Here is a 15,293-nt window from a genome sequence, read left to right as displayed (position 1 = left end):
GACATGACCGCGTTCACGCCCGCCCAGTCCCCCGCCTCCAGCTGGCGCCCCGATCGCCGCGAGGCGTCGGTGATGTTGTTCCTGAGCGGCGCAAGCGGGGATGCCGGGGCGCTGATCGGGGCGCAGGCGGCGGGCTATGGCATCGAACTGGTCGTCCGCCCGGCCACCGATCCGATTGCGCGGACCGAGCTTGCCGGGGCCGCCGCTGCCGTCATCCAGGTCGATCCCGACAATCCCGCGTCGCTTGGCCGCTTCACCGCGCTCGCCGGGTCGAGCGAGGTCCCGCTGATCGCGGCCGCTTATGAGCCGCCGCTGGCGCTGGTCCGCGCGCTGCTTCGGGCCGGGGCGCACGATGTATTGCCGCTGCCGCTCGACATTGCCGAGCTCGAGGCGTCGCTCAAGCCCTTGCGCGAAAAGACCGTCGCCGTTCCCGTTGCGGCTCCGCTCCGCCCGACGCGCATCGTCACTGTCATCAAGAGCGTCGGCGGGGTCGGCGCCACTGCGCTCGCCACCCAGATCGCGATCCGCTTCGCCCGGTCCGAAGCCGCCGCCGGGCGCGAAGCCTGCCTGGTCGATTGCGATGTCCAGTTCGGCGACGCCGCGTTCAAGCTCGGGCTTGCCCCGCGGCTGACCCTGTCCGACCTGTTCGACGCCGGCACGCGGCTCGACGGCGCGCTGCTCCGCTCGGTTGCGACCTCGCACGACAGCGGGCTGTTCCTGATTGCCGCCCCCGCCGACCTTCAGCCAATCGAATCGACCGTTGCCGACCCGCTGCTCGACATCGTCGCCGCCGCGGCGCGCGAGTTCGGCACGGTAATCGTCGAGCTGCCGACCAACTGGACCAACTGGACACTCTCGCTCCTCGCCGCATCGGATCTCGTCCTGCTCGTCACCGACCTCAGCGTTGGCAGCCTCCATCGCGCCCGCCGCCAGCTCGACCTGATCGCGGCGCAAAACCTCGACGGGCTCGACCTCCGCATCCTCGTCAACCGCTTCGACAAGGCCGCGCTGCGCACGCTTGGCGCCGACAATGTCCGCGACGTCCTTGGCCGCGACATCGCCTTCACCGTGTCGAGCGACCCCGAACTAATGCGCGCCGCGACCGACCGCGGCGTGCCGATCGACGAGATCAAGCGGCGCAGCACGCTGGGCAAGGAGCTCGACCGGCTCGACCTCGCGCTTGCCGATATCCTCCGGCTGGAGCGCTGACCATGTGGCAAGTCCGCAAGCCCGCCCCGGCGCCCACGCCGGCCGTCGATCCCGAAACCGCGATCCAGCTTTCGGCACGTTCGCTCGAGGAGCAGCGCAAGCTCACCGTCGGTGACGCTGGCGCCTTCGCGTCGCGCGACCATCGCACCGATCTCAAGGTCGCGCTTCACCAGCGGCTGCTCGACCTCATCAACCTGTCTGCGCTCGACCAGATGTCGCGCGAGCAGATTGAGGAGGAAACCGGCGACATCATTCACGAGGAGCTGGCCAAGCAAAGCCACGCGCTCAACACCGTCGAGCGCAAGCAACTCGTCGCCGACGTCCTCGACGAACTGCTCGGCCTCGGCCCGCTCGAACCGTTGCTCAAGGACCCGACGATCACCGACATCCTCGTCAACGGCCCGTTTTCGGTGTTCGTCGAGCGCTACGGCATCCTCGAGCCCAGCGCGGTCCGCTTCAAGGATGAGCGTCACTTGCTGCGGATCATCCAGAAGATCGTCTCGGCGGTCGGCCGCCGGGTCGACGAAAGCTCGCCGATGGTCGATGCGCGCCTGGCCGATGGCAGCCGCATCAATGCCGTCGTCCCGCCGCTGTCGCTCGACGGCTCCTTGCTCTCGATCCGCAAGTTCGCCCGGATCCCCATTTCGATGGAGCGGCTGACCGAAATCGGCAGCGTGCCCGCGCAAATGGCGCAAGTCCTCCGCGCGGTCGTGGCATCGCAACGCAACGTGCTCATTTCAGGCGGCACCGGCTCGGGCAAGACGACCCTGCTCAACGCCATGTCGGCGTTCATCGACCCGCGCGAGCGGATCGTCACGATCGAGGATTCGGCTGAGCTTCAGCTCCAGCAGAAACATGTTGCCCGGCTCGAAACCCGCCCCGCTAATATCGAGGGCAAGGGCGAGATCACCCAGCGTGAGCTGGTCAAGAATGCGCTGCGCATGCGCCCTGACCGGATCATCGTCGGCGAAGTGCGCGCCGGCGAGGCATTCGACATGCTCCAGGCGATGAATACCGGCCACGAAGGGTCGATGACCACGGTCCATGCCAATAATCCGCGCGATGCCATGTCGCGCATCGAACAGATGATCGGGATGAGCGGGATCGACATCCCCGCCCGCTCGGCGCGCGGCCAAATCGCCTCGGCGATCCACGTCGTGGTCCAGGTCAGCCGCCTGTCCGATGGCCGCCGAAAGCTGACCAGCCTGTCCGAAATCACCGGCATGGAGGGCGACGTCATCACCATGCAGGAGATTTTTCGCTTCAAGCAGACCGGGATCGGCGCCAACCATGAAGTGCTCGGCCGGTTCGAGGCGTGCGGCATCCGACCGCGCTTCGCCGACCAGGTCGGCACCCACGGCATCGATCTGCCCCCCGAGCTGTTCCGGCCCGACGCAAGGTTCGACGCATGAATCCGACCTGGGTAAAAGCCGTGTTCCTGGTCTGCGTGTTCGGCGCGGTGTTGCTCGGGGTCGAGGCACTCGTGTCGTACTTCGCCTCCCGCCGGACCGACAGCCGCGCGATCAATGCGCGGCTCAGGATGATCGACAATGGGCGATCGCGCGGCGAGACCCGCACCATCCTGCGCCGCGGCGCGGGAAGTTTCGCCGCTTCCCTGCCGCCGTCGATGGCCGGGATCGGCGGGAGGCTCGAACGGCTGGTGATCGCCACCCAGATGACCATTGCCCCGGCGCGGGTGCTGCTGATCCTGACCCTCGTCCCGGTCGTGCTGTTCCTCGCCCTTTTGCTGCTGATGGTTGGCAAGGGGATCGCGATCAGCCCTGGCCGGCTGCTGCTGGTGGTGACCATGTCGGCACTCATCGGCGGGTTCGTCCCGCTGATGTACCTCCAGACCAAGGCCAACCGCGTCCGCCGCCGGATGCAGGAGCAATTCCCCGTTGCGCTGGACGTGTTCGTCCGCGGACTTCGCGCCGGGCATCCGGTTGCCTCGGCGCTGGACCTGCTGACGGTTGAGATGAGCGACCCGATTGGCAGCGAGTTCGGTCTCGTCGTCGACGAGGTCACTTATGGCGCCGACCTTCGCGACGCGATCGCCTCGATGGCCGATCGCTGGGGGATGGAGGACATGCGGATGTTCGTCGTCAGCCTGGCGGTTCAGGGTGAGACCGGGGGCAACCTTGCCGAAATTCTCGAGAATCTGTCCAAGGTCATCCGCGAGCGCGCGTCGATGATGATGAAGGTCCGCGCGCTGTCGAGCGAGGGGCGGATGTCGGCGATCATGCTGACCGCGCTTCCGATCCTCGTCCTGGTCTCCCTGTTCATCCTCAACCCGTCATTCTACCTCGACGTCGCCGGGGATCCCGCCTTCACGCTCGGCTTTGGCGCGCTGATCATTCTTTACCTCATCGGCTTCTTCACCATCCGCAAGATGGTCGATCTCAAGGTATGACCGCATGACTGAACTCATTGCCCAGAATTTGCTGCTCAAGCTGGTCCTGCTTGCCGGGCTGTTCGCGCTGGTCATGGCGGCTACCTATCTTGTCGCGAGTGCGATCGGCACGCGCCAGGCCATGCGCCAGCGGCTCATCGGTGATGCCGACCCGGTCTCGCTGCGCAGCGACCTTCCCGATGCGTTGCGCACGCGCGATACCGAGGGCGCGTGGATCAAGATGGTCAACGCGGTCGAGCGCGCCGGGCTGTCGCTGGTTGATACCAAGGATCAGATCCTTCGCACAAAGCTGATCGCGGCGGGCTACAAGGCGCCCCATGCGCCGCGGGTCTATACGCTGATCCGCCTGATGCTGGTGATCGGCCTGCCGCTCGCGCTGTTCGCATGGATTTCGCTCAGCGGCTCCTCGCCAAGCATCATCCGCCTTTATTTTACGCTGATCATCGCCGCCGCGGCGGGGCTGTACATTCCCGCGCTGTTCATAAGTGCCAAGGCCGGGCGCCGCCAGGAAACAATGATCAACAGCTTCCCCGATGCGCTCGACCTCATGCTGGTGTGCGTCGAGGCGGGGCTGGGGATCGAGGCTGCCTTTGCCCGCGTCGGCCAGGAAATGACGGCCTCGCACCCGCTGCTCGCCGAACAGCTTGGGCTGGTGGTGCTCGAACTTCGCGCCGGGCGCAGCCGCGAGGACGCGCTTCGGCGAATGGCGGACCGCTCGGGCGCGGACGAGATCCGCGCTTTTGCGACACTGCTCATCCAGTCGACGAAGCTGGGTTCCTCGATCGCCCAGACGTTGCGCGTCTATGCTACCGAAATGCGCGAGCGGCGGCGGATGCGCGCCGAGGAAAAGGCCCACCGCCTGCCGGTCCTCCTGTCGATTCCGCTGGTCGCCTGCATGTTGCCGGTGATGATCGGCGTGCTCATGCTCCCGGCCGCGATCCGGGTCGTGCGCACCATCGTCCCCGCGCTCAGAGGAGGCTGACATGAAGCGTCCCTTTTCCACATTATCACTAGTTGCTTTTGCAACTATATCTTCCTCCTGCGCAACCCGGAATCAGGTCGCGATTCGGCCGCTCGGCACCGTGTCCGTCCGTGTCGCCTCGACCTCGGTTTTCGAGGCTGAGGGCAGGGCTCATCTGGCGCTCGGCGACGCCGGCCTCGCGCTCGAATCCTTCCGCCGCGCAGTCACCCAGCAGCCCGACAATGTCGCGGCGCTCAGGGGCATTGCGGCGGCCTATGAAATGATGGGTCGACCCGACCTGTCGCGCCCGATGTTCGAGCGCGCGCTGTCGCTGGCTCCGCGCGACACCGTCACCTTGACGGCGCTCGCTAGCTCGATGACCGACGACGGCCAGCTTGCCCAGGCCGCCGAGGTCCGCCGCGAAATTGCCAGCGCCGGCGATCGTCCCGCGCCCGCTCCGGTGCTGACGATCGCGCTCCCCGCCGCCACCCCGGTCGAGGCGCCCGCGCCGCCACCTGCAGGCCCACGTCTCGAGCGCCTCTCGCTCGGCGAGGTCGCGCTGGTGACGACCGCCTCGGTCGCCCGCTTCGTCCCCATCCCGTCCGTTGCGCCCCGCACCGCTTCGCTACGTCCCATCCCCCAGCCGAGCATCCGCCTGCTCAACGCCGCCCGTCGCCAGGGCCTTGCAGCGGCGACCCGCGACTGGCTTGCGGAGCGCGGCTGGCGGCGGATCGCGATCGGCGACGCCCCGCGTCCCGTCGCCGTCAGCCACTTGCTCTACCCCGTCGGCAGCGAGCGCCTCGCGCGCCGCCTCGCCGCCCAGTTCGGCATTGCCGCCCGTCCGGGCCCCGTCAGCCAAGCCGCGATCCTCGTTATCCTCGGCCAAAATAGCACGCCCGGCCGGTCCCGGACGCTCCGCAGCTGATGCTGTTGCTGGCTGCGATGCTCGCCATCGCCACTCCTACCCAGCCCAACTCGTCTTCGCCTAACTCGTCCCCTCTCGACGAAGCGGCCCGCGCAATCATTGCCGGTCGTCTCGACCAGGCGCGCTTGATGATCGACGTTGCCCCGTCAGGCCCCCGCACTGACCGCCTGCGGGCCGACCTTGCCTTTGCCGCGCGTGACGACCGGGAGGCGCTTCGCCGCTACGCCAACCTCGCCGCCGCCGCGCCGAGCGACCTGAAGCTCGCCGAGCGGGCCGGGATCGCCGCCCTTCGCGCCAACGACACGGAGCGTGCCGCCGCCTATCTCGCCATCGCCACCGCCGGCCCCGCTGCTTCATGGCAATCGTGGAACGGACTGGCGGTGCTCGCCGATCGCCGCGCCGACTGGTCCGCCGCCGACGCCGCCTACGCGCGCGCTGCGGCGCTTGCGCCCGACGAGCCCGGGATCGCCAATAATCGAGGATGGTCGCTGCTCCTGCGCGGCGACTGGGCCGGGGCCGAGCCACTGCTCGCCGCCGCTGCTGCCCGCTCCCCCACCGACGCGCGCATCGCCAATAATCTCCAGGTCGCGCGCGCCGCCATTGCTGCTGCGCTTCCGGCCCGAAGCCCCGGCGAGGACGACCGGCATTGGGCCGCGCGGCTCAATGACGCCGGGGTCGCCGCGCTCCTCCGCCACGACCGCCCTCGCGCCATTGCCGCTTTCTCGCAGGCGATTGCGGCGCGGGACGACTGGTATCAACGCGCCGCCAACAATCTCACCGCGACCACTATAGCGCCATGAGCCTCGTCCAGATTGCGCCCGTCTGGCTGCTGCTGCTCCTTGCCCTGGTCCTCGCCGCCGCCGCGATCCAGGACGCGGCGATGATGCGCATCGCCAATCTCCTGTCGCTGGCCGTCCTGCTCCTCGGGGTCGCCGCGATGGCCCTCCATGGATTCGCCTGGCCGATGTGGCAAAATGGTGCACTGTTCCTCGGCCTGCTCCTCCTCGGAACCGCTGCCTTTGCTACCGGCAATCTTGGCGGGGGCGACGTCAAGCTGCTCGCCGCGCTCGGCCTGTGGTTTGGACTCCGCGACGCCGTGCTGCTGGTCATCGCCGTGACCATTGCGGGCGGATTGCTTGCGCTCGTCATGATCATCGGGCGACGCCTGATAGCCCGCGTGCGCAAACGCCCCTCCAAGCGCGGGATGATCCCCTACGGCATCGCCATTGTCGCCGGCGCCGCTTTCGTCATGGGCGGGCAATATCGCGCACGGGCCGCGCTGACCGACCCACTCCACAATCTGCCCAGCTTCGGTCGTCCTAGCGCAGCGTCGCCAGCCGATAGCCAACCCCCGGCTCGTTGACGAACAGGCGTGGGTCGGCCGGGTCCTGCTCCAGCTTCTTGCGCAATGAGCGGATCGCGACCCGCAGATATTCGACGTCGGACGAATGCGCCGGCCCCCACACGGTGCGCAGCAAACTCTGGTGCGTGACCACCCGGTCGGCGTTGCGGGCAAGCTCGACCACTAGTGCGAATTCGCGCGGGGTCAGTGGCACCGCCGCGCCGTCAAGCGTCACCTGATGGCGGCCAAGGTCGATCCGCACTGCGCCGGCTTCGACGACTTCGCTCTGCCGCCCGCTGCGATGGCGAAAGGCGACCCGCAATCGAGCAAGCAATTCGGCTGTGTCGAACGGCTTGGTCAGATAATCGTCGGCGCCAAGGTCGAGCGCTATGACCTTTTCCTGCGCATCGTCGCGCGCGGTCAGGACGATCACCGCGCGGTCGGCGGCCTTTAGCAAGGGGATCAGCTCGATCCCGTCACGGTCGGGCAGGCCAAGGTCGAGCAACACCACTTCGCACCCCGCGCGCCGCGCCATCGCCAGCCCGGTCGCGGCATTTTCCGCCTCGTCGACCGCCAGCCCGTCACGCTCGGCGGCACCGCGCACCAGCCGCCGGATTGCGGCTTCGTCGTCGATAATCAGCACCGGCGCGGTCATGACGCCTCGTCGGTGATCATCGCTCCCGGCCAGGCGATGACGAACGATGCGCCGTGCCCCGGCTCATTATGCGCCGAGACGGTAAGCCCCATGACATCGGCAAAGCCCTTGACGTTGGCAAGGCCGAGCCCGCTGCCGCCGGTGCGGTCACTCCCCTCGACCCGGGTGAATCGGTCGAACAGGCGCGCCGGATCGCCCTCGGGCAATCCAGGGCCTTCGTCGACAATCGCCAGTTCGAGCCCCTTTGCGCTGCGCGTGCCGCGGATCGTGATTGTGCGGTCGGCGGGACTGAACTTTGCGGCATTCCCGATCAGGTTGATCAGCATGTGATGGAGCATCCGCGGGTCGGCGCTGACCAGCGGCAGCGACGGCGGCACGTCGATCTCCACCCCGCGCTGGCCGATCTCGATGCGCAAGTCGCGCACCGCCGAGGCAACCGCGTCGGTCAGGTCGGTCGCCTCCATCTGCGGCATCAGTGCGCCATCCTGCATCCGCGTCATTTCGACCAGATTATCAAAGAACCGATTGAGCCGCCGCGCCTCTATCCCCAGCGTCGTCAGGGTGGGGGACGGTGGCGACGACGCCGCCAGCGCATCGGCCGCCGCCACGACCGACGTCAGCGGGGTCTTGAGGTCATGCCCGATCGAGGCGAGCAAATTGGTGCGCAGGTCGTCGCGCTGGCGAAGCGCCGAGATCTCGCGCGTGTCGGCTTCCAGCTTGATCCGCTCATAGGCCAGCGCGGCCTGCCCCTTGATCGTCGCGAACAGCAATTGACGATCTCCCGGCACCGGAGTGCGCCCGTCGCGTCGTGCCACACCGAGCACTGCCAGCACGCCGAGCGAGGTTGCCAGCGGATGAAACTGCCAGTCACTCGCGGTCAGCGTCTTGGTGTCCTTGCCCGCCGACTCGCCGCGCTCGAACGACCAGTCGGCCGAAGCGAGGTCGATCGGGCTCAGCGTGACATGCTCGGGAACCCCCGCGACAGTCGTGATCTGGCCATCCTTGTCGCGTGCCAGCAGCATCGTCGATACGTCGAGCAGCCGGGCGATGTCCTCGGTCACCGCGCCCGCCGTCCCTTCGCGGTCGGACAGGCCGGCGAGCCGCTGGCCGAACGCGGCGATCGCTGCATTCTCGCCCGCCGCGCGCGCGCCGACGACGGCTCGTCGTCGCAACCCTCCGGCGAGCTGGGCGACGACCGTCCCGACCCCGACCAGCACGACGAAGGTCACGACATTCTGCGGATCCTCGATGGTGAAGGTGTAAAGCGGCGGCAGGAAGAAGAAATTATAGGCGAGCGCAGAGGCCACCGCCGCGACCATCGCCGAGCGCATGCCGAGGAAGGCGGCCGCGACGACCACCGGGACGAGATAGATTTGGTCGACCGCGTTGATCCCGACGATCGGCTCGATGATCCACGCGAACCCCGTCGTTGCGGCGACCGCGACCAGCGCGAACAGGATGTTTCGCAGCGGTGGCCCCGCAGTCGCGTTGCGCTTCTCCGCGATCGGCGCAATGCCTTCGACCGGGACGACATGGACCGTTACGCCGTGAAGTTCGCGCACCAGCTGGTCGACGACCGACCGATGGCGCAGCGCGAACCACCAGCTGCGCTGCTGCTTGGCGATGACCAAGAGGGTCGCCCGTGTCTCGGTCAAGTGATCGCGAAGTCCCGACACGACATCCTCGGCGGGAACGGTGACGACGCTTGCGCCGAGCGACCCCGCCAGCCGTAGTGCCTCGCCGATCCGCGCGCGCGCCTTCTCGCCCAGCGTCAGCGTTCGCGGCGTTTCGATGCACACCGCGCTCCAGCTGGTGCGAAGCCCATCGGCCAGACGCTTGGCGGTACGGATCAAATTCTCCGCCCCCGGTTGATCGCCGACCGCCACCACGATCCGCTCGACCGCCGCGAAATTGCCGATCTCGCCCGACGCGCGCAACTGGTCGAGCATCTGCCGGTCGACCGTCTGTGCCGCGCGCCGCAATGCCAGCTCGCGCAGCGCCGACAGGTTCGATCGCGAGAAGAAATTGTTGAGCGCCCGGGTCGCTTCCTGGGGGACATAGACCTTGCCCTGCTTCAGCCGGTCGATCAGCTCGTCGGGAGGAAGGTCGACAATTTCGAGCTCGGCATCGTCGAGCAGGAAATCGGGCACCGTCTCGCGCACCCGCACCTTGGTGAAGCTGGCGACGACGTCATTGAGGCTCTCGACATGCTGGATATTGAGCGTGGTAAACACGTCGATCCCGGCGTCGCGCAGCTCCTCGACATCCTGCCACCTTTTGGGATGGCGCGACCCGGGTGCGTTGGTGTGGGCATATTCATCGATCAGCGCGAGCCTGGGCCGCCGCTCGAGCATCGCGTCGATATCGAACTCGTCGAGGCTGTGCCCGCCATGCTCGACCCCGCGCCGGGGGAGCAGTTCGAACGGCGCGATCAGCGCCTCGGTGTCGGCCCGCCCGTGGGTTTCGACCACGCCGAGCACGACATCGGTCCCGCGTGCGAGCAGGTCCGCCCCCTCGCGCAACATTTCCACTGTCTTGCCGACCCCTGGCGCCGCTCCGAGCAGGATCTTCAACCGCCCGCGCCCCTCGCGCGAGGCCTGCGTCAAAAACGCTTCAGGCGAGGGGCGGCGGTCGTCGTTCACCTGGCCTTGGTAGCGGACATCGCATCAAGCTGTCGATTGAGGGCCAGCACATTCACCCGCGGCTCGCCGATGAAGCCGATCAGCTTGCCCGCCTCGGTCTTGTCGATCAGGTCGTTGACCCTGGCCACCGAGATCCCGCGCGCCCGGGCGATACGCGGTGCCTGCGCGAGCGCATTGTCGGGATTGATGTCGGGATCGAGCCCCGATGCCGATGTCGTCACCATGTCGGCCGGGACGGTGGCGATGCCTGCCTTGTGCGCCGCCGCGACATCCTTGGCGATGCGGTCGTGAAGGTCCTTCGATCCCGGCGACAAGTTGCTGCCGCTGGATGCCGAGGCGTCATAGCCGTCCTTGCCCGCCGCCGACGGGCGACTGTGGAAATAGCCTGGCTTGGCAAAGCTTTGCCCGATCAGCTCGGACCCGATTACCGTGCCCGCGTCGTCGACGATCAGGCTGCCATTGGCCTGGTTCGGCATCACCGCCTGGCCGACGCCGGTGACGGCAAGCGGATAGGCGATCCCGCACAACAGGGTAAAACCAATTGTCATGACGATCGAGGGGCGGATGGCCGAGGCGATGTCGCTCATCTGGTGATCCTTTAGAAGCGGGTCGAAATGCCGGCATAGACCTGCACATCGGGGGTCGCGCGGTTGAGGCCGATGTTGGTCCCGGCGTCGAGCTGGAGCGTCGGGCCGGCGAGATAGGCGAGCGCGAAGTCGGCCGAATATTGGCGAACATGCCCCGCCGGATCTTGGTTCTGCGCGGTCCACAGCTCGGCAGAGGCGGTCAGCTTCGACGACAAGGTCTTGCTGACGTTGAGTGCCCCAACGAACTGGGCATGATGGCCATGCCCGTCGCCATCGAGCAAGGCGTCGATTTCGGGCGTCACCGTCAGCGAGAAGCCGTCGGGCAGGCTGAACACCCCCGTGCCGACGACCCCGCCTTCGACCTTGCGGTTGCCGATGCCGAGCTTGGCCGTGGGGATCTTCACATAGGGAATGACCGCGAACTGCGCCTTGGCGTCGCTCGGGGTCAGGCGCTGCTTCACCCGCAGATAGAGGTCGCCGACGCCGCTGATCCTGCTCTCGCCGGTCGCATCGCGTGTGGTGATTGTCTCATAGGGCGTGATTGCGGCTTCGACGTCGGTCGAGCTGGTCAGGCCATATTTGAGCATCGGGCTGGAATAGAGAGTGACGTCGGTCCGGACGCCGCTGTCGCTGTTGCGGGTCCAGTTGACGATGTCGCTTTCGAACTGGACCATGCCCTTGGGCACGGTGCAGGCCGACGTCGCCTTGGTCGGACGGTCGGTGCACAGCGCAGGTGCGCTCGGTGCGGCGGCGGGCGCCGGCGCGGCATTCTGGGCAAAGGCTGCAGCCGGCACGAACAACGCAGTGGCGGCGAGAAGGGACAACTTGATCATCTTGTCTCTCTGAAAGGGTGGGCTAGGCGAGGTGAAGAGCGGTAACGACGAGATCGATCAGCTTGATCCCGATGAACGGCGCGATGATCCCCCCGACGCCGTAAAAGGCCAGGTTGCGGGTAAGCAGCTTGGCCGCCGCCGCCGGGCGATATTTGACCCCCTTGAGCGCCAGCGGGACGAGTACCGGGATAATCAGGGCGTTGAAAATGATCGCCGACAGGATTGCGCTCTGCGGACTGCCGAGATGCATCAGGTTGAGCGCGCCAAGCGAGGGATAGAGCACAACGAAGATCGCCGGCAGGATCGCGAAATATTTGGCGACGTCGTTGGCGATTGAAAAAGTCGTCAAGGCGCCCCGGGTCATAAGGAGCTGCTTGCCGAGTCCGACGATTTCGATCAACTTGGTCGGGTCGCTGTCGAGGTCGACCATGTTGCCCGCCTCGCGCGCCGCCTGCGTTCCGGTGTTCATCGCCACCCCGACGTCGGACTGGGCAAGGGCGGGGGCGTCATTGGTGCCATCGCCGCACATCGCGACCAGACGGCCGCCCTGCTGTTCCTTGCGGATCAGCTCCAACTTGTCCTCTGGCGTTGCCTCGGCGAGGAAATCATCGACCCCGCTTTCGGCCGCGATGCTGGCGGCGGTCAGCGGATTGTCGCCAGTGATCATGACGGTGCGGATGCCCATCCGGCGCAGCTCGCCGAACCGCTCGCGGATCCCCGCCTTGACGATATCCTTCAGCTGCACGACCCCGAGCAGGCGCGTGTTGTCGGCGACCGCCAGCGGGGTGCCGCCCTGGCGCGCGATCCCGTCGGAAATGATACGCAGCTCGTCGGCGCCGTCGACATCGCCGATCCGCTTGAGGATCGCGTCGACCGCGCCCTTGACCAGTTCGCGCTCGCCGATCTTGAGGCCCGACACGCGGGTTTGCGAGGTAAAGGCGATCGGCTCGGAACCCTCGGGCATTCCCTCACCGTCGCCGGCCAGCACGACGATCGAACGACCCTCGGGGGTTTCATCGGCCAAGCTCGCCAGCCGCGCCGAAGCCGACATTTCCTGAAGGGACACACCTTTTAGCGGATAGAAGGCCGTCGCTTGGCGGTCACCGATGGTGATCGTGCCGGTCTTGTCGAGCAGCAGCACGTCGATATCGCCCGCCGCCTCGACTGCGCGACCCGACTTCGCCAGCACGTTGAAGCGCACGAGCCGGTCCATCCCGGCGATGCCGATCGCCGACAGCAACGCCGAAATCGTCGTCGGGATCAGCGTCACGAACAGCGCCACCAGCACCGGGACCTGGATCCCGCCACCGGCATAGCTGGCGAACGCCGGAAGCGTGCCCACCGCGATCAGGAAAATCAGCGTCAGCCCTGCGAGCAGGATCGTCAGCGCAACTTCGTTGGGGGTCTTCTGGCGGCTCGCGCCTTCGACCAGCGCGATCATCCGGTCGAGGAAGCCTTCGCCGGGCGCCGCGGTGATCTTGACTTCGATCCAGTCGGCAATGACCCGCGTGCCGGCGGTCACGGCCGACCGGTCGCCGCCGCCTTCGCGGATGACGGGCGCACTTTCGCCGGTGATCGCGGCTTCGTTGACGAACGCCACGCCTTTCACGACTTCACCATCGGCCGGAATCAGCTCGTTGGTGTCGACCCGGACCACGTCGCCCAGTTTCAGCGTCGCGGCATCGACGATCCTGCCGTCGAGCAGCTTGGCCTTGAGGTCGGCCTTGGTCGCGCGCAGTGATGCGGCTTGCGCCTTGCCACGGCCCTCGGCGAGCGCCTCGGCAAAATTGCCGAACAGCACCGTGAGCCACAGCCAGAAGACCAGCTGTCCCTGGAAGCCGGCATTGCCGACGCCGCCGATCACCCCCTTGACCCACAACAGGGTCGACAGCGCCGCGACGATGCCCGTCACGAACATCACCGGATTTCTGTAGAGCGTGCGCGGATCTAGCTTGAGGAAACTGTCGCGGATCGCCGGAACGACCAGCTCGCGCGTGAACATCGACGACGGTGCAGCCACGGTACGTGCCTTTTAAAGCAGGGTGCCGGCCGAGACCGCGAACTGATCCGCGATCGGTCCAAGGGCCAGGCTGGGCAGGAAAGTGAGACCGCCGACGATGAGGATGATCGACACGAGCAGGCCGACCCACAGTAGTCCAGTGGTCGGAAACGAGCCCGGACCTTCTGGGATGCGTCTCTTCGCAGCGAGCCCTCCGGAGATCGCAAGTGCTGGAATAATAACGCCAAACCGCCCCACAAACATGGCGAGTGTCATCATCGTATTGTAGAACAACGTATTCCCCGTAAGCCCCCCGAACGCCGAACCATTGTTGGCGACGGTGCTGGAGAAGGCGTAGAGGATCTCGCTGAAGCCGTGCGGTCCCTTGGCCAGCGGGCCGGCCAGCCCGGCGGCGGTGACGCTGGCGATCGCGGTCAGACCGAGGATGAACAGCGGCAGGATCGCAATCGCGATCACGCTCAGCTTCATTTCGCGCGATTCAATCTTCTTGCCGACATATTCAGGCGTGCGGCCGACCATCAATCCGGCGATGAACACCGCCAGGATGCAATAGAGCAGCATGCCATAAAGGCCCGCGCCGACCCCGCCGATAATGATCTCGCCAAGCTGCATGTTGAACATGGTGACGAGCCCGGCGAGCGGCATGAAACTGTCGTGCATCCCGATCACCGCGCCGCACGATGCCGCCGTGGTGATGACCGCGAACAGCGAGGTGGCGGCAATGCCAAAGCGGACTTCCTTGCCCTCCATATTGCCACCGGCGACGCCCAGCGCATGGTGGATCGGATTGCCCGCTGCCTCAGCCCAATAGGTCACAGATACGCCGATCAGGAACAGCGTGACCATTGCGGCGAGGATCGCCCAGCCCTGGCGCTCGCGCCCGACCGCCTTGCCGAAGCACAGCGTCAGCCCGGCGCCGATGACGAAGATCGTCACCATCTGCAGGATATTGGCGAGCGCAGTTGGATTTTCGAACGGGTGCGCCGAATTGGCGTTGAAGAAGCCGCCGCCGTTCGTGCCCAGCATCTTGATCGCCAGCTGCGACGCGACCGGGCCGACGGCGAGCGTCTGCTTGGCCCCTTCCAGCGTGGTCGCATCGATGTAGGCGCCAAGCGTCTGCGGCACCCCCATCGCGATATAGGCGATGGCGAGCAGGAACGAGATCGGAAGCAGGATGTAGATCGTCACCCGGGTGATATCGACCCAGAAATTGCCGATCGTCTTGACCGAAGACCGCGCAAATCCGCGGATCAGTGCAAACGCCACTGCAATCCCGGTCGCTGCCGACAGGAAATTGTGGACCGTCAGCCCCGCCATCTGGGTGAAATAGGACATCGTCGATTCACCGGCATAATTTTGCCAGTTGGTGTTGGTGACGAAGGAGACTGCGGTGTTGAACGCGAGCCAGGTCTCGACCGCAGAAAAGCCTTGGGGGTTCCAGGGCAGCACACCCTGAAGCTTGAGGATCGCGAACAGGCTCACGATTCCGAAGATGTTGAAGATCATTACCGCCCAGGCGTAACCGACCCAGCTTTGCTCAGCCTTGGGGTTGACCCCTGAGAGGCGGTAAAAGCCGTTCTCGATCCGCGCGAGCGGCAGCGGCTTGTCGCCGTACATCGCGAACAGCGCCGCGCCCATCGGCTTGGCGAGCGCGACGAACAGCGCAATGAAAACGAGGATCAGGATCCAGCCGGCGACGGTCATGCCAG

The 15,293-nt window shown here is 66.5% G+C and carries 13 protein-coding genes; 7 read left to right on the top strand and 6 right to left on the bottom strand.

Features of this window, described 5'->3' with window-relative positions; translation table 11 throughout:
- Nucleotides 1–3: 3 nt before the first annotated feature.
- The 7 genes from U1700_RS12055 (at nt 4) to U1700_RS12025 (ending at nt 6,868) form a co-directional block, all read left to right on the top strand.
- Nucleotides 4–1,209, top strand: a complete 1,206-nt coding sequence (locus U1700_RS12055) for an AAA family ATPase (RefSeq protein WP_332752899.1) — start codon at nt 4–6, stop codon at nt 1,207–1,209.
- A 2-nt stretch (nt 1,210–1,211) separates the two neighbouring features.
- The gene (locus U1700_RS12050) at nt 1,212–2,621 is read left to right on the top strand and encodes a CpaF family protein (protein ID WP_332752898.1); all 1,410 of its coding nucleotides are present in this window, start codon (nt 1,212–1,214) and stop codon (nt 2,619–2,621) included.
- Complete coding sequence (locus U1700_RS12045; protein WP_332752897.1) at nt 2,618–3,619, top strand: type II secretion system F family protein; 1,002 nt, start codon at nt 2,618–2,620, stop codon at nt 3,617–3,619. Before U1700_RS12050 ends, U1700_RS12045 begins: the two co-directional genes overlap by 4 nt.
- A gap of 4 nt (nt 3,620–3,623) precedes the next feature.
- Nucleotides 3,624–4,601 carry a type II secretion system F family protein gene (locus U1700_RS12040; protein WP_332752896.1) on the top strand — a complete coding sequence of 326 codons (978 nt, stop codon included), beginning with the start codon at nt 3,624–3,626 and terminating at the stop codon, nt 4,599–4,601.
- A 100-nt stretch (nt 4,602–4,701) separates the two neighbouring features.
- Nucleotides 4,702–5,505 (top strand): LytR C-terminal domain-containing protein, encoded by an 804-nt coding sequence (locus U1700_RS12035; protein ID WP_332752895.1) that lies wholly within the window; start codon nt 4,702–4,704, stop codon nt 5,503–5,505.
- Nucleotides 5,505–6,305: a hypothetical protein gene (locus U1700_RS12030; protein WP_332752894.1), complete on the top strand. Its 801-nt coding sequence runs from the start codon at nt 5,505–5,507 to the stop codon at nt 6,303–6,305. The genes U1700_RS12035 and U1700_RS12030 overlap by 1 nt, the downstream gene beginning before the upstream one ends.
- On the top strand, nt 6,302–6,868 hold the full coding sequence (locus U1700_RS12025) for an A24 family peptidase (RefSeq protein ID WP_332752893.1): 567 nt from the start codon (nt 6,302–6,304) through the stop codon (nt 6,866–6,868). Before U1700_RS12030 ends, U1700_RS12025 begins: the two co-directional genes overlap by 4 nt.
- Here the strand turns inward: U1700_RS12025 and U1700_RS12020 are convergent.
- From U1700_RS12020 to kdpA, 6 genes are read right to left on the bottom strand one after another with little or no spacing between them, the layout of a single operon-like run.
- Entirely contained in the window at nt 6,825–7,502 is a 678-nt protein-coding gene (locus U1700_RS12020; RefSeq protein ID WP_332752892.1) for a response regulator transcription factor, read from the bottom strand. The genes U1700_RS12025 and U1700_RS12020 overlap by 44 nt on opposite strands.
- A complete protein-coding gene (locus tag U1700_RS12015; RefSeq protein WP_332752891.1) occupies nt 7,499–10,144 on the bottom strand; it encodes a sensor histidine kinase KdpD in 2,646 nt (881 codons plus the stop codon). Before U1700_RS12015 ends, U1700_RS12020 begins: the two co-directional genes overlap by 4 nt.
- Complete coding sequence (gene kdpC, locus U1700_RS12010; protein ID WP_332752890.1) at nt 10,141–10,731, bottom strand: potassium-transporting ATPase subunit KdpC; 591 nt, start codon at nt 10,729–10,731, stop codon at nt 10,141–10,143. Before kdpC ends, U1700_RS12015 begins: the two co-directional genes overlap by 4 nt.
- An 11-nt stretch (nt 10,732–10,742) precedes the next feature.
- Nucleotides 10,743–11,564: a transporter gene (locus U1700_RS12005; RefSeq protein WP_332752889.1), complete on the bottom strand. Its 822-nt coding sequence runs from the start codon at nt 11,562–11,564 to the stop codon at nt 10,743–10,745.
- A 22-nt stretch (nt 11,565–11,586) separates the two neighbouring features.
- The gene (gene kdpB / locus U1700_RS12000; protein ID WP_332753013.1) at nt 11,587–13,566 is read right to left on the bottom strand and encodes a potassium-transporting ATPase subunit KdpB; all 1,980 of its coding nucleotides are present in this window, start codon (nt 13,564–13,566) and stop codon (nt 11,587–11,589) included.
- A 30-nt stretch (nt 13,567–13,596) separates the two neighbouring features.
- Nucleotides 13,597–15,288 carry a potassium-transporting ATPase subunit KdpA gene (gene kdpA, locus U1700_RS11995; RefSeq protein ID WP_332752888.1) on the bottom strand — a complete coding sequence of 564 codons (1,692 nt, stop codon included), beginning with the start codon at nt 15,286–15,288 and terminating at the stop codon, nt 13,597–13,599.
- Nucleotides 15,289–15,293 lie beyond the last annotated feature (5 nt).

It is taken from the genome of Sphingomonas sp. RB1R13 (assembly GCF_036663775.1).
Taxonomy (GTDB): Bacteria; Pseudomonadota; Alphaproteobacteria; order Sphingomonadales; family Sphingomonadaceae; genus Sphingomicrobium.
This window is presented reverse-complemented; position numbering and strand designations above follow the sequence as displayed.

What these genes read in the sequence shown, in the direction of transcription:
- U1700_RS12055 (WP_332752899.1), top strand. Translation starts at nt 4, where the DNA reads ATGACCGCGTTCACGCCCGCCCAGTCCCCCGCCTCCAGCTGGCGCCCC.
- U1700_RS12050 (WP_332752898.1), top strand. Translation starts at nt 1,212, where the DNA reads ATGTGGCAAGTCCGCAAGCCCGCCCCGGCGCCCACGCCGGCCGTCGAT.
- U1700_RS12045 (WP_332752897.1), top strand. Translation starts at nt 2,618, where the DNA reads ATGAATCCGACCTGGGTAAAAGCCGTGTTCCTGGTCTGCGTGTTCGGC.
- U1700_RS12040 (WP_332752896.1), top strand. Translation starts at nt 3,624, where the DNA reads ATGACTGAACTCATTGCCCAGAATTTGCTGCTCAAGCTGGTCCTGCTT.
- U1700_RS12030 (WP_332752894.1), top strand. Translation starts at nt 5,505, where the DNA reads ATGCTGTTGCTGGCTGCGATGCTCGCCATCGCCACTCCTACCCAGCCC.
- U1700_RS12025 (WP_332752893.1), top strand. Translation starts at nt 6,302, where the DNA reads ATGAGCCTCGTCCAGATTGCGCCCGTCTGGCTGCTGCTGCTCCTTGCC.
- U1700_RS12020 (WP_332752892.1), bottom strand. Translation starts at nt 7,502, where the DNA reads ATGACCGCGCCGGTGCTGATTATCGACGACGAAGCCGCAATCCGGCGG.
- kdpC (WP_332752890.1), bottom strand. Translation starts at nt 10,731, where the DNA reads ATGAGCGACATCGCCTCGGCCATCCGCCCCTCGATCGTCATGACAATT.
- U1700_RS12005 (WP_332752889.1), bottom strand. Translation starts at nt 11,564, where the DNA reads ATGATCAAGTTGTCCCTTCTCGCCGCCACTGCGTTGTTCGTGCCGGCT.
- kdpB (WP_332753013.1), bottom strand. Translation starts at nt 13,566, where the DNA reads ATGTTCACGCGCGAGCTGGTCGTTCCGGCGATCCGCGACAGTTTCCTC.
- kdpA (WP_332752888.1), bottom strand. Translation starts at nt 15,288, where the DNA reads ATGACCGTCGCCGGCTGGATCCTGATCCTCGTTTTCATTGCGCTGTTC.